Source organism: Microbispora sp. NPDC046973 (genome assembly GCF_040644495.1).
Taxonomy (GTDB): domain Bacteria; phylum Actinomycetota; class Actinomycetes; order Streptosporangiales; family Streptosporangiaceae; genus Microbispora.
Genome location: NZ_JBEYWQ010000027.1, coordinates 1 through 14021, shown reverse-complemented (window position 1 = coordinate 14021; position 14021 = coordinate 1). Strand labels below are relative to the sequence as shown.

Genomic DNA, 14021 nt, shown 5'->3' with positions numbered 1-14021 from the left:
ACGTTGTAGATTCACAGGCGGGGAGGTTCGTTCAGCGCGGCGCGGATGCGGGCGGCGTACTCCTCGATCTCCGCGTCGCCGTCGTACTTGACCCGGGGCCAGAAGAAGCCGCGCAGGCCGTCCTTGCGGTTGCGCGGCACCACGTGGACGTGCAGGTGGGGCACGCTCTGGCTGATCCGGTTGTTCATCGCGACGAAGGTGCCGGCCGCGCCGGTGCCCGCCTCGACCGCCCGCGCGACGGCCTGGACCCGGGCGAAGAAGGGGCCGACCTCCTCCGCCGGAAGGTCCGGAAGGGTCTCGACGTGGCCGCGCGGCACGACGAGCACGTGCCCCTTGAACACCGGCCGGGTGTCGAGGAAGGCCGCCGCGACCTCGTCGTCCAGCACCACGTGGGCGGGCCGCTCCCCCGCCGTGATCTCGCAGAACACGCAGCCGTCCACGGTCACCAGCCGAGCGTGGCGTCGCCCTCGACGAGGGCCTTGGCGATGATCAGCCGCTGCACGTCGTTGGTGCCCTCCCCGATCGCCATGAGCGGCGCGTCCCGATAGAGACGCTCGACCACGAACTCCTGGGAGTAGCCGTACCCGCCGTGGATCCGCATCGCCTCCAGCGTCGCCCTGAGCGCCACCTCAGAGGCGAAGTACTTCGCCATCGCGGCCTCGCTGCGCACCGGGCCCGCCTCCGACCGCACGGCGGCCCAGTAGGTCATGAGCCTGGCCGCCTGGATATCGGTCGCCATGTCGGCCAGCTTGAGCTGGATCGCCTGGAAGCCGGCGATCGGCTGCCCGAACGCGTGCCGTTCGCGGGCGTAGCCCAGGGCCGCGTCGTAGGCGCACTGGGCGACGCCGACGGCCCGGGCGGCGATGTTGAGACGGCCGAGTTCGAGCGCCGACAGCACCTGCTGCATGCCGCGCCCCTCCGTGCCGCCGAGCAGCAGCGACGCCGGCACGCGCACGCCGTCGAGAACGACCTCGCACGTCTCGGTGCCTTTGTAGCCCAGCTTGGGCAGGTCGCGGCTGACGGTCAGGCCCTCGCTGCCGGCGTCCACCAGCAGCACCGACATCCCGCGGTGGGCGGGCGTCTCGATCGAGGTCTTCACCAGGACGGGCAGCGGGTCGGCGTGCCGCGCGTTGGTGATCCACGTCTTGGTCCCGGTGACGACGTAGTGGTCGCCGTCGCGGACCGCCCGGGTGGCGATGCCCTGCAGGTCGGTGCCCGCGCCCGGCTCGGTCAGCGCGATCCCGGTGCGGCGGGCGCCGACGGCCAGGTCGGGCAGGTAACGGCGGCGCTGCTCGTCCGTGCCGTATTTCGCGATCATCCAGGTCGACAGCGAGTGGGAGCCGAGCACTCCCGCCACGCCCATCCAGCCCCGGGCGATCTCCTCGAAGACGAGGGCGAACGACACCCGGTCGAGGCCGAGCCCGCCGTACTCCTCCGGGACGGTGATGCCGAACAGTCCCAGTTGCGCGAACCGCCGGACGATCTCCTCCGGATAGCGGCCGGTGCGCTCCCACTCGGACGCGACGGGGACGATCTCCTTGTCCACGAACTCCCGCAGCGTCCGCCGGAACAGCCGCTGCTCCTCGTTCAGCTCGAAGTCCACTACGCCTCCATCGGACCGGTCTTGGCACGTGGGAAGTACCCCTTGTCGTGCGGCGCGTCGCGCTTGTAGACCATCACCGCGCGCCGCCACGACATCACCTCGTCCCCGTCCTGGTTCAGGCCCCGCGTGCGGCAGGTGACGATGCCGGCGTACGGCCGGGACTTCGACTCGCGCTTGTCCACCACGACCGACTCGGCGTACAGCGTGTCGCCCACGAAGACCGGATGGGTCAGCCGGATCTCGTCCCAGCCGAGGTTCATCATGGCCGTCTGGCTGACGTCGATGACCGACAACCCGAGCACGATCGCCACCGAGAGCCCCGAGTTCACGATGATCTTCCCGACCGGAGCCCGAGCGGCGAAGTGCGCGTTGAAGTGGTTCTGGTTGGTGTTCATCGTCAGCAGCGTGAACCAGGTGTTGTCGGCCTCGCTGATCGTCCGGCCGAGCGGGTGCTGGTAGACGTCGCCGACCACGAAGTCCTCGTAGTAGCGCCCGATGCGGGCTTCATGGACCGTCACACCAGAAGACTATTCTGGATCAGCTCCCGGCGGGATGAGCCCGGCCTGCGCCGCCGCCCCTTTCCCGGTTTCACGGCCGCCGCCACTGGGCCGCGAACGCCCGGGCCGGGTTCTCGACGAAGATCGCCGACGCGACGCCGGGGCCGAGCTCCCGCTCGATCCGCGGGCGCAGGCCTCCGAGCAGGAACGGCATGCCCGGACCGTCGGCGCCGGACCGGGCCGCCGCGGTGACCGTGTCGCCGCCGAGCAGGATCCGGCCGGAGTGTCCCGCGCCGGCCAGCGCCTCCAGGCAGTCGAGCAGGCGCCAGTCGCCGCCGTGGTGCGCCCGCGACGGCCCGTCGAACGCCAGGAACGCACCGGCCTCGGCGGCCTCCCGGTGGATGCGCGTGTCCGGGAAGCGGTGCAGGTGCCCGAGGATCACGCGGTGCGGAGGGACCCCGTGCGTACGGCACAGCAGGTCGAGTACGTCCATGGCCGCGGTTCCGGCCTCCAGGTGGACGCCGATGGGCGCGCCGGTGGCGTGGTGCGCCTCGGCGGCGGCGGTCATGACGTGCCGCGCGTGGTCGTCGAGCCGGTGAAAGGCGCCGGCGACCTTGATCAGGCCCGCCCTCACGGGAGCGGCGGTGAGCTCGTGGACGAACAGATCGGCCAGCCCGCCGCGGACGCGCCGCAGCTCGTCCGGGTCGTAGTGCCTGGCCTGGTGCAGCCCGGTGGCGGAGACGATGTGCACGCCGGACCGCCGGGACAGGCCCGGCAGTTCTCCCGCCCGCGCCCCCAGCCCCCAGGGGGTCCACTGCACCACCGCCCGCCCGCCGAGAGCGGCGAAGGCGTCGAGCTCGGCGAGCGCGGCCCCGGCGTCGTCCAGCTCCTGACCCGGCAAAGCCGGCGAGGCGAAGAACAGGTGGTCGTGGGCGTCGCAGACCCCCAGGTCCTCGGGCGGCACGTCCCCGAGCACGGTCCGGACGGCCGCCGTCATCGTCCGGCCTCCCGCTCCCGCGGCGCCTGTCTCGTCGTCATGTGACTCCTCCTCGCGATGTAACGCTTCGAGCGTTACGAGGAGGACTGTAATGGATGTAACGGCTGAAGCGTTACCCTGGCTTCGTGACCAGAGACGACACGCTCGCCTTCCGCTTCGACTGCGGCGCCGTCTGGTTGAACCTGCTCGCCACCAGAGGCCGCACGTTCGGCGCGGCGCCGGTGGAACGGCTGGCCACGCCCGGCCGCCTGGCGGACTGGCTGGAGCGATGCGAGATGTCCCCGGTCCGGCCACCCGGCCAGGACGACCTGCGCCGCACGTGGGCGCTGCGGGAGACGCTGCGCACGCTCGCGCTGGCCACGGTCGAGGAGCGGCCACCGCCGGTGGGCGCCGTGGCCGACCTGGCCGCGTTCCTCGGCGAGCACGACGATCCCGTCCGGCTGAGCGCCGAGGACCGGCTGCGGCGCGAGCCCCCGGCGACCACGGCGCACGCGCTCGCCCGGATCGCCCGCCAGGCGGTGGACCAGATGACCGGCGCCGACCGGCTGGCCCTGAAGAGCTGCCCCGAGCCCGACTGCAGGGGCGTCTTCGTCGACCCGCCGGGGCGCCGGCGCTGGTGCCCGTCCCCCGCGTGCGCGAGCCGGGGCAGGGTCCGCGCGCTCCGCGCCCGCCGCAGCGCCGCCCCGCCCGCACAGTCGTGAGAAAGGCCCGGCGCCGGGCCGGGCCTTTCCCTATGCCTATCGGTCCGTCGATGCCGGGTGCGGCCTCACGGCGCGTCGGCTTCCTGGCGCGCTTCACTCCGTGTCTCTGGAGCCTCGCTCAGGCCTTCCTCGGGCTCGGGGTTCTTCGGGGGGTCACGGGGGTCGACGTACGGCTCCGCGGGGGACTCGCCTTCGGCGATCTTGCGGCCGCGCTGGAGCTCGGCGTCGAGTTCCGCGCCGCTGAGGATGACGATGTTCGACAGCCACAGCCAGACGAGGAAGACGACCACGGCCGCGAGCGTGCCGTATGTCTTGTTGTAGGAGCCGAACCGCGCGACGTACAGCCCGAAGCCCGCGGACACCACGACCCAGGCCACGACGGCGAACAGGCTGCCGGGGCTGAGCCACCGCACGCCGGGGTGGCGGACGTTGGGCGCGGCGTAGTAGAGCAGGGTGATCATGCCCGCCGCGAGCAGCACGAGGACCGGCCACTTCACGATGCCCCAGACGGTGACCGCGGCGGGCCCGAGGCCGAGCAGGTTCCCCGCGATCTCGGCGAGGCGGCCGGTGAAGGTGACGGCGAGCACGGAGACCGCCATCAGGATCACCAGCAGCAGCGTCAGCCCGACCCGGAGCGGGGTCACCTTCCAGAACGGACGGCCCTCGCGGATGTCGAAGATCGCGTTGGTCGCCCGGATGAACGCCCCCATGTAGCCGGAGGCCGCCCACAGCGCGAGCAGCAGACCCGTGATCGCGAACACCCCGGCGGTGCCCTGGTTCTGCTGGACGTTGGCGAGGCCGGTCTGCAGCATCTGCTGGACCGGCCCCGGCGTCAGCGACTTGATGTTCCCGAGCAGCGGGTCGGTGGCGCCCTGCCCCAGCAGGCCGAGTATCGACACCAGCACGATGAGCCCGGGGAAGATCGAGAGGACGGCGTAGTACGTCAGCGAGGCCGCCCAATCGGGGACGTTGTCCTCCTTGAACTCCTTGGCCGTGCGCTTGACGACTGCGATCCAGTCGCGGCGCGACAGCCTCTCCAGCGGCCCCTGCTCGTCCTCGGGGTCGGTCATCGGTGAGCGAACCTCCGCATGAGCGTGCGGCGTGACTGCGGAAGCAACCGGCGACCGGCGGACATGCCCGTCCCGCCGAACATGCTCCTCCGGCCGAACATGCCGCTCTTCCGGCCGAGCATGCCGCGCATGCCCGTCCCGCCGAACATGCCGCTCTTCCGGCCGAACACGCTCATGCCGCCGGGCGTCCTCTTCCCGCCGAACGCGCCCTTCCCGCCGAACGCGCCCTTGCCGCCGAGCGGGCCCATGCCGCCGAACCTGCTCTTGGCGCCGAACATCCGGGAGCCGAACGGCCGCGATCCGCCGCGCGTCATGCCGGTCTTGCCGAAGGCGCCGAACATCCCCTTGCCCGTGCGGGCTCCGCGGAAGCCGCGCATCCGCGGCATGCCCGTCTTGCCGGAGATCCCCGTCTTCTGGAACATGCCGGACACGCCGGGCCTCCCCATCCGGCCCTGACTCCGGGTGATCCGGCGCAGCAGCAGCAGCGCGGTGCCCGCGGCTCCGGCGGCGGCGATCAGGCCGGGACGGCGCTTCGCCTGCTCGCCGACCCTGCCCGCGGCTCCGCGCAGCGGCTGCGGCGTGGCCTCGCGCACGCGCCCGGTGACGCCGGCCACCCTGGCCCGCGCGGCCGCGGTGGTCGCGTGCACACGCTCCTGCGCCCGCGCCTTCACGTCGGCCTTGGCGGCCAGAGCCTCGATCGTGTCGCCGAGGTGGTCGCGGGTCCGCTCGATCTCCTGGCGGACCTCGGCGATCTCGTCGTGGCCCTTCCGCTCCTCGCCCTCGCCCTTGGTCTCGGTGTCGCGGGCCGCGGCGACGGGCTCGGGACCGGGCCGCGACTGCCGTACGGCGTTCAGCGACTCCGGCTCGGTGACCGGCTCGGACACGTCCTGTCTGTGCACACCCACGGTCCCGGCGTTCGGCCGGGCCGCTCCGGGATCGGTCTCGGTCATCTGCGCGCACTCTCCTTCATGACGTCGATGTCTGCTTTGAGGCTGCGCATCGCCTCGTCGGGAGTGGGCGGTGCCGCCCGGGACACCTGCTCCTTGCCCACCAGGGCGAGCAGCCCGGCGAGCGCCAGCAGCGCGACGCCTATGATCAGGGCGCTGGCCCAGGCCGGCAGCACGAGCGCGAGCGCCAGGATCGCCGTGGCCACGAGGGCTCCTCCGCCGTAGAACGCGATGACCCCCGCGGCGCCCAGCAGGCCCGCGCCCATGCCCGCGCGTTTGCCCTTGCGAGTCATTTCCAGCCGCGCCAGCCGCAGTTCGTCGCGGATCAGCCGGGAGACGTCCTCGGACAGCCGGCGGACGAGTTCGCCCGTGGACGGCGACTCCTTCTGGATGGTCATGGCCTGCCTCCCTTCCAGGGTTGGGAAGCGCCTACCCGCAGCCGAGAGCCCTAACCACGGGCCTCGCCGGGGTGAACGGCCAGGCTGTTACAGATGAAAGTTTCAGTTATGAATCAGTGCCACATCCGCCAGAGGCGGGCAAAAGGCCAGCAAGGGGCCCCGGCTCACCGCCCGAGGGCGTCACCGCGTGAGGTCTCGGCAACCCGTCATTGACATACCGGGGGCCCAATCCACAATCCTGTGGTGGGAGCGCTCCCATCGTATCGGTTCAGATCCACCCTTGCCCGCATCGGCCACGAAATCCGCTACCTGGCATTTCTTCACCCGATGCTCCCACCCCCAACCCACTTTTGGAGACCCTCCTCAAATGCGAACGAGAGCTCTGAGTACGGGAGCGCTCCCACGATCGCGGAAACGGCTCGCCCTGCTGGCGGCCGCCTCCGTGTCGGGCGGCCTCCTCGTCGGGCTGGCGCAGACTCCCGCGTCCGCCGCCGTGTCCTGCGACGTCCAATACGCGCTCAACTCCTGGGGTTCCGGATCGGGCGGCTTCACGGCCAGCCTGGACATCAAGAACCTGGGCGACCCGATCAGCAACTGGACCCTCAAGTTCGACTTCCCCAACGGCCAGAAGCTGTCGAACGGCTGGTCGGCGAACTGGAGCCAGAGCGGCGCCACCGTCACCGCCACGAACATGTCGTGGAACGGGAATCTCGGCACCGGCGCCACGACCAACGTCGGGTTCCAGGGAACGTGGTCGGGCAGCAACGGCAAGCCCGCCTCGTTCTCCATCAACGGCGTGACCTGCGGGGCGACCGTCAGCCCCTCTCCGAGCCCGTCCCCGAGCCCCTCGGCCAGCCCGTCGGCGTCGCCGTCCGCGTCGCCGTCGGCCTCGCCCTCCGCCTCTCCCTCGGTGTCGCCGTCCGCGTCGCCGTCGGCGAGCCCCTCGCCGGGGAACAACCAGTACATCAACAACTTCATGACGATGTACAACAAGATCCACGACCCGGCCAACGGGTACTTCTCGCCCCAGGGCGTGCCGTACCACTCGGTCGAGACGCTGCTCGTGGAGGCTCCCGACCAGGGCCACGAGACGACGTCCGAGGCGTTCAGCTACTACCTGTGGCTGGAGGCGATGTACGGCAAGATCACCGGTGACTGGACGAAGTTCAACACCGCGTGGACGACGATGGAGAAGTACATCATCCCGTCGCACGCCGACCAGCCCACCAACGACAAGTACGACGCCAGCAAGCCGGCGACGTACGCGGGTGAGTGGAACGACATCAGCCAGTACCCGTCGAAGCTGGACAACAGCGTCAGCGTCGGCAGCGACCCGATCGCGGGCGAGCTGAAGTCCGCCTACGGCACCTCCGACATCTACGGCATGCACTGGCTGCTGGACGTCGACAACGTCTACGGCTACGGCCGCTGCGGCGACGGCACCACCAAGCCGGCGTACATCAACACCTACCAGCGCGGGCCCGAGGAGTCGGTCTTCGAGACCATCCCGCAGCCGTCGTGCGACACCTTCAAGTTCGGCGGCCCGAACGGGTACCTCGACCTGTTCACCGGCGACAGCAGCTACGCCAAGCAGTGGAAGTACACCAACGCGCCGGACGCCGACGCCCGCGCCGTCCAGGCCGCCTACTGGGCGCTGACCTGGGCGACCGAGCAGGGCAAGCAGTCGCAGATCTCCACCGCGGTGGCCAACGCCGCGAAGATGGGTGACTACCTGCGCTACTCGATGTACGACAAGTACTTCAAGCAGCCGAACTGCACCAGCACCTCCTGCCCGGCGGGCACCGGCAAGAACGCGTCGAACTACCTGCTGTCCTGGTACTACGCCTGGGGCGGCGCGTACGACACGTCGGCCGGCTGGGCCTGGCGCATCGGTTCCAGCCACAACCACTCGGGCTACCAGAACCCGATGGCGGCCTGGGCGCTGTCGAACGTCAGCGCGCTGAAGCCCAAGGGCTCGACCGCGGTCACCGACTGGTCGACCAGCCTCACCCGCCAGCTGCAGTTCTACAAGTGGCTGCAGTCGGCCGAGGGCGGCATCGCCGGCGGCGCGACCAACAGCTGGGAGGGCCACTACGCCGCCCCGCCGTCGAGCCTGCCGAAGTTCTTCGGCATGGCCTACGACTGGCAGCCGGTCTACCACGACCCGCCGTCCAACCAGTGGTTCGGCTTCCAGGCGTGGTCCATGGAGCGCGTGGCCGAGTACTACTACGCGACGGGCAACGCCGACGCCAAGAGCATCCTCGACAAGTGGGTCGCCTGGGCGCTGGCGGGCACCACGGTCAACTCCGACGGCAGCTTCCAGATCCCGTCGACGCTGCGGTGGACCGGCCAGCCGGACGCCAGCTTCAGCGGCACGGGCATGCCGCCGGCCAACACCGGCCTGCACGTGACCATCGCCGACTACACCGACGACATCGGTGTGGCCGGTTCGTACGCCAAGACGCTGATGTTCTACGCGGCCAAGTCGGGCAACGCCCAGGCCAAGAGCACGGCCAAGGCGCTGCTCGACGGCATCTGGAAGAACAACCAGGACGCCAAGGGCGTGTCGGTCAACGAGACCAAGGCCGACTACAACCGCCTCGACGACCCGATCTACGTCCCGTCCGGCTGGAGCGGCAAGATGCCGAACGGCGACCCGATCAACAGCAACTCGACCTTCATCTCCATCCGGTCCTGGTACAAGAACGACCCGGACTGGCCGAAGGTCCAGTCGTACCTGAACGGCGGCTCGGCGCCGGTCTTCCGCTACCACCGCTTCTGGGCGCAGACCGACGTGGCCACCGCGCTCGGACAGTACGGCCTGCTCTTCCCCAACGGCTGAGCACGCCCCGTAAGCCGGGGTGCGGTGTCGCCTGACCCTTCACCGCACCCCCAGGAAGTGTCCCGGCAGGACACGACCGAGTAAGCCGGGGCGCGGCGGCGCCTGACCCGCCGCCGCGCCCCCGACCCCCCACCTATGTGAGGCACACCTTCATGCGGCGTACGTTCCCTGCACTGGCGGCGCTGATCATCTCCACGGCGGTCGTCCCGGCCGCCGTCCCCCAGTCGGCTTCCGCGGCCCCGGCGTTCAACTACGGCGAGGCGTTGCAGAAGTCGCTCTTCTTCTACGAGGCCCAGCAGTCCGGCACGCTGCCGTCCACCAACCGCGTCACCTGGCGCGGCAACTCGGCGCTGAACGACGGCAAGGACGCCGGTCTGGACCTGACCGGCGGCTGGTACGACGCCGGCGACCACGTCAAGTTCGGCCTGCCGATGGCGTTCAGCGCGACGATGCTCGCGTGGGGCGCGGTGGACTACCGCGACGCCTACGCCTCGTCCGGGCAGCTCACCTACCTGCTCAACAGCCTGCGCTTCGTCAACGACTACTTCGTCAAGGCGCACCCCTCCCCCAACGTCCTGTACGGCCAGGTCGGCAGCGGCAACGCCGACCACGCCTGGTGGGGGGCGGCCGAGGTGCTGCCGATGAGCAGGCCTTCGTACAAGATCGACTCTTCGTGCGGCGGATCCGACCTCGCCGGTGAGACGGCGGCCGCGATGGCGGCCTCCTCGATCGTCTTCCGGCCCACCGACCCGTCGTACGCCGACAAGCTCCTCACCCACGCCAAGCAGCTGTACACGTTCGCCGACACCGTGCGGGGCAAGTACAGCGACTGCATCACCGACGCGGCCAACTTCTACAAGTCCTGGAGCGGCTACAACGACGAGCTGGTGTGGGGCGCCATCTGGCTCTACCGCGCCACCCAGGACTCCTCCTACCTCGCCAAGGCCGAGTCGTACTACGCCAACCTCGGCACCGAGCCGCAGTCGACCACCAAGTCGTACAAGTGGACGATCGCCTGGGACGACAAGTCGTACGGCTCCTACGCGCTGCTGGCCAGGCTGACCGGTAAGCAGCAGTACGCCGACGACGCGAACCGGTGGCTCGACTGGTGGACGGTCGGCGTGAACGGGCAGAGGGTGAACTACTCCCCCGGCGGCCAGGCCGTGCTCGACTCGTGGGGCTCGCTCCGCTACGCCGCCAACACCGCGTTCGTCGCGCTCTACTACAGCGACGGGCTGACCGACGCCACCCGCAAGGCCCGCTACCACGACTTCGCCGTGCGGCAGATCAACTACGCGCTCGGCGACAACCCGCGCAAGTCGTCGTACGAGATCGGCTTCGGGACCAACCCGCCGCGCAACCCGCACCATCGGACCGCGCACGGCACCTGGACCAACAACCTCAACGGGGAGCCGGAGCAGAGCCGGCACATCCTGTACGGCGCGCTCGTCGGCGGCCCCAAGTCGGCCGACGACGCCTACACCGACAGCCGTGCCGACTACACGATGAACGAGGTCGCCACCGACTACAACGCCGGCTTCACCAGCGCGCTCGTGCGGCTGTACAAGGAGTACGGCGGCACGCCGCTGGCGAACTTCCCGGTCGCGGAGACCCCCGACGGCCCGGAGATCTACCTCCAGGCGGCACTCAACGCCACCGGCCAGAACTTCACCGAGATCAAGACGCTGGTCTACAACCACTCGGCCTGGCCCGCCCGCGCGCTGACCGACGGGTCGTTCCGCTACTACTTCACCCTCGACGGCGACACCACGCCGAGCCAGATCACGCTGACGGCCAACTACAACCAGTGCAAGCCGCCGACCGGGCCCACGCAGTTCTCCGGCAAGGTCTACTACGTCACGATCGACTGCTCCGGCCAGGTCATCGCCCCGCAGGGACAGTCGGAGTCGCGGCGTGAGGTGCAGTTCCGCATCGCCAGCTCGGGGTCGTGGGACCCGTCGAACGACTGGTCGTACACCGGGGTGTCCACCACGCCGTCCACCCCCGTGACGGTGCAGAACATGACGCTGTACTCGGGATCGACGAAGATCTGGGGCAACGCGCCCGGGACCGAGCCGTCCCCCTCGCCCAGCCCCTCGGTCTCGCCGTCCGCGTCCCCGTCCCCGTCGCCCTCGGCCAGCCCGTCGGCCTCGCCCTCCCCGTCACCGTCACCGTCGCCTTCGCCTTCGCCCAGCCCGTCGGCCTCGCCGTCGCCCAGCCCGTCGCCGGTGACGGGCAAGGCCTGCACCGCGACGTACAAGGTCACCAACTCGTGGCAGGGCGGCTTCCAGGCGGACGTCACCGTGAGCAACTCCGGCACCTCGGCCGTCTCGGGCTGGACGGTGGCCTGGTCGTTCCCGAACGGCCAGACCGTCTCCCAGCTGTGGAGCGGCACCGTCAGCCAGAGCGGCTCGAACGTCACGGTGAAGAACCTGTCCTGGAACGGCAGCCTGAACCCCGGCGCCAGCACGAGCTTCGGCTTCACCGGCACCGGTTCGGGCACCGTCCCCTCGCCCGTCACCTGCACCCCCGCGTAGCCCGCGCTCCCGGGCTCGCCCCAGTCGCCCGCCTTCCCCAGACGGACCCCTCTCTGGGGGAGGCGGGCATCCACGTCAGCGCCGAGAAAGGGAGAAATCCATGATCGGAAAGACGATCGCCACGGCAGCCCTGGTCCTGGCGACCGCGGGGATCACGGCCGTCCCGGCGGCCGCGGACTCGATCGGCTGCACGGCGACCTACACGATCACCACCGTGTGGGGCGGTTCGCAGAGCCACGGCGCGATCGCACAGGTGACCGTGCGCAACAGCGGGTCGTCGGCGATCAAAGGCTGGCGCGTGTCGTTGCGATACACCGACGGCACCGTCGTCACGCAGGTAGGGGGAGCCGTGTCGCTTCCTGTGATCGGCCTGCCGGGCATCTACGCGTTCGGCAACGAGAGCTACAACGGCGACATCCCGATGGGCGGCTCGACCGCGTTCGGCCTCATGACCAGCGGGGGCGGCGACAGGGCTCCCAGCATCACCTGCACGCCCGCCTGACGCCCCGCGCGGCGGCAACCGGCCACGCCTACACAGACGATCCCCCGGGACACACTCCCGGGGGATCGTCGTCGTGCGTTATACGAGCTGGACGCGACCGGACATGTCACACCATGTCACGCTGGATCACCACGACTCCGGAGGCAGGTTCACGTCGCCGACCCGGTCGTAGATGACGGTCTCGTCCGCCAGCCTGACGACCACAACGCGGCGGGCGAGCCCCGCTCTCTCCAGCGCTTTCGCCGACTCCACGGCGTTCTTGGCGTAGTGGTAACGGTCACGGCTACCGGTGAACGGGCTCTCCCTGTCGCATCTGACCTCGTAGCGGTCATCCGGCCATGGGTGAGGAAGCCCGTCAGTAGTGCGGCGCTCGGTAGCGGTCGCGGTCATTGCACACCTCTCTTGTCGCGGAGGGACCTCCGCTAAGAAAGACCCCCCTGCCCCCCCAACGACTAAGTATTCCTCATATGCAACATTTGTTTCACAGCACCCCCTCGACAGCACCCTCTCGGATGGGGCCGAGGTCAGGAGCCCGTCCGGCGGGCCCCGCCCGCGGGCAGGAACAGGGCGGGGACCACGGTGAGCGCGACGACAGCCAGCGTCATCCAGAACGCCGGGCGATATCCCGAACTCCAGGTGCCGGAGACGGCGAACCATCCCAGCACCACCGCCGTCATCGCCGTCCCGGCGGCCCCGCCGGACTGCACGCCCATGGCGTTCGCCGTCGTCGCCGCCGGAACCTGCGCATCCGGCAGCGAGTGATAGAGACTCGTCATCAGGGGCGTGCCGACGAACGCGAGCCCGACGCCCCGGACGAACAGGGCCGCGACCAGCATCAGCGTCAGATCCGAGGGCGCCGGGGCGAGGGCGAAGGGAAGCGTACCGGCCGCGACCAGGGCGAGGCCGGCGAGGACCGGCAGGCGCGCGTTGCGCGAGAGGTCGACGAGCCGGCCGGCCGGGAGCACCGCGACGAGCGCGCCCACCCCCTGCGCGGCGAAGAACAACCCGGCCTGCGAGGCCGACAGGCCGCCGACGGTCTGGAAGTAGAGCGGCACCAGGAACACCGCGGCGAAGATCGTGAAGTGGTGGAGCAACGACGCGGAGGCCGAGGCGGCGAACGCGCGGTCGCGGAACAGGCGCACGTCCACCACCCGCGGCCTGGTGGATCTGGCCGCCCACCCGGCGTAGGCCGCGAGCAGCCCCACCCCTGCCGTCAGGGGGAGTGCGACCTGGAGCGTGACGACCGAGGCGGGCCCGCCAACCTGGCTGAGCGCGAAGACGACCGCGGTCAGCCCGCCGCTCAGGCAGATCAGCCCGCCCACGTCGAGCCGGCCGGCGGCCCTCGGGTCGGGCGCCAAGGGCAGGAGCACGGCGGACAGAATGCTCGTCAGCAGCAGCAGGGGGACGGCGAGGAAGAAGATCCACCGCCAGGACAGCGCGTCGACGACCACGCCCGCGACGACGGGCCCGGCGATGAAGGCCGCCTGTACGGCCACCGCGATCAGGGCCATCGCCCGGCCGCGCCGCTCCCGGCCGGCGACCTCGACGAGGATGCGGCTCAGCGGGAAGACCATCCCTGCGCCGAGTCCCTGCATCACCCGGAAGGCGATGAGGGCGCCGAACGACCAGGCCAGCCCGCACAGGGCCGAGCCGGCCAGCGACAGGACGAGCGCGGTGATCCACACCGCCGCCGCCCCGAACCGCTGGGCCAACCATCCCGTCACAGGAATGATCATCGTCGCGGCCAGCAGGTAGGCGGTGATCACCCACTGCGCGTCCGCGTACGACGCGCCGAGATCCATGGAGAGCGTGGGCAGGGCCGTCCCCAGCACGGTGCCGTCCAGAAGCACCGTGAAACCGCCCAGCGCCGGCACCGCCGCGACGATCATCGGCGGTGCTCCGCGTCTCCGGCCGGCGCCGGCCGGAG

At 70.5% G+C, this 14021-nt stretch carries 13 protein-coding genes; 4 read left to right on the top strand and 9 right to left on the bottom strand.

Annotated features, from left to right (window positions below):
- Positions 1-11: 11 nt before the first annotated feature.
- The 4 genes from ABZ860_RS34060 to ABZ860_RS34045 all read right to left on the bottom strand — a co-directional run bounded on the left by ABZ860_RS34060 (position 12) and on the right by ABZ860_RS34045 (position 3097).
- A complete protein-coding gene (locus tag ABZ860_RS34060; RefSeq protein ID WP_357228257.1) occupies positions 12-446 on the bottom strand; it encodes an HIT family protein in 435 nt (144 codons plus the stop codon).
- Entirely contained in the window at positions 443-1603 is a 1161-nt protein-coding gene (locus tag ABZ860_RS34055) for an acyl-CoA dehydrogenase family protein (protein WP_357228254.1), read from the bottom strand. The genes ABZ860_RS34060 and ABZ860_RS34055 overlap by 4 nt, the downstream gene beginning before the upstream one ends.
- On the bottom strand, positions 1603-2121 hold the full coding sequence (locus tag ABZ860_RS34050; protein ID WP_357228252.1) for a MaoC family dehydratase: 519 nt from the start codon (positions 2119-2121) through the stop codon (positions 1603-1605). Before ABZ860_RS34050 ends, ABZ860_RS34055 begins: the two co-directional genes overlap by 1 nt.
- A gap of 70 nt (positions 2122-2191) precedes the next feature.
- Entirely contained in the window at positions 2192-3097 is a 906-nt protein-coding gene (locus ABZ860_RS34045; RefSeq protein WP_357228249.1) for a hypothetical protein, read from the bottom strand.
- Between the two features lie 125 nt (positions 3098-3222).
- Between ABZ860_RS34045 and ABZ860_RS34040 the strand changes: the two genes are divergently transcribed.
- Positions 3223-3798, top strand: a complete 576-nt coding sequence (locus ABZ860_RS34040) for a CGNR zinc finger domain-containing protein (protein WP_357228247.1) — start codon at positions 3223-3225, stop codon at positions 3796-3798.
- Positions 3799-3863: 65 nt separating this feature from the next.
- Here the strand turns inward: ABZ860_RS34040 and ABZ860_RS34035 are convergent, their stop codons facing one another.
- Genes ABZ860_RS34035 through ABZ860_RS34025 form a run of 3 tightly spaced genes read right to left on the bottom strand, consistent with a single transcriptional unit; the run spans position 3864 to position 6213 of the window.
- On the bottom strand, positions 3864-4868 hold the full coding sequence (locus ABZ860_RS34035; protein ID WP_357228244.1) for a YihY/virulence factor BrkB family protein: 1005 nt from the start codon (positions 4866-4868) through the stop codon (positions 3864-3866).
- On the bottom strand, positions 4865-5818 hold the full coding sequence (locus ABZ860_RS34030) for a DUF3618 domain-containing protein (RefSeq protein ID WP_357228241.1): 954 nt from the start codon (positions 5816-5818) through the stop codon (positions 4865-4867). Before ABZ860_RS34030 ends, ABZ860_RS34035 begins: the two co-directional genes overlap by 4 nt.
- Positions 5815-6213 carry a phage holin family protein gene (locus ABZ860_RS34025; RefSeq protein WP_357228238.1) on the bottom strand — a complete coding sequence of 133 codons (399 nt, stop codon included), beginning with the start codon at positions 6211-6213 and terminating at the stop codon, positions 5815-5817. The genes ABZ860_RS34030 and ABZ860_RS34025 overlap by 4 nt, the downstream gene beginning before the upstream one ends.
- A 367-nt stretch (positions 6214-6580) precedes the next feature.
- Between ABZ860_RS34025 and ABZ860_RS34020 the strand changes: the two genes are divergently transcribed.
- From ABZ860_RS34020 to ABZ860_RS34010, 3 genes are all read left to right on the top strand, one after another.
- Positions 6581-9055 carry a glycoside hydrolase family 48 protein gene (locus ABZ860_RS34020; RefSeq protein WP_357228235.1) on the top strand — a complete coding sequence of 825 codons (2475 nt, stop codon included), beginning with the start codon at positions 6581-6583 and terminating at the stop codon, positions 9053-9055.
- A gap of 152 nt (positions 9056-9207) precedes the next feature.
- Entirely contained in the window at positions 9208-11592 is a 2385-nt protein-coding gene (locus tag ABZ860_RS34015) for a glycoside hydrolase family 9 protein (protein WP_357228233.1), read from the top strand.
- A 100-nt stretch (positions 11593-11692) separates the two neighbouring features.
- Complete coding sequence (locus ABZ860_RS34010) at positions 11693-12094, top strand: cellulose binding domain-containing protein (RefSeq protein WP_357228230.1); 402 nt, start codon at positions 11693-11695, stop codon at positions 12092-12094.
- Positions 12095-12220: 126 nt separating this feature from the next.
- Here the strand turns inward: ABZ860_RS34010 and ABZ860_RS34005 are convergent, their stop codons facing one another.
- The gene (locus ABZ860_RS34005; protein WP_357228227.1) at positions 12221-12484 is read right to left on the bottom strand and encodes a hypothetical protein; all 264 of its coding nucleotides are present in this window, start codon (positions 12482-12484) and stop codon (positions 12221-12223) included.
- 134 nt (positions 12485-12618) lie between these two features.
- Positions 12619-14021, bottom strand: a 1403-nt coding sequence (locus tag ABZ860_RS34000) for a DHA2 family efflux MFS transporter permease subunit (protein ID WP_357228224.1), incomplete at its 5' end; no start/stop codon positions are given.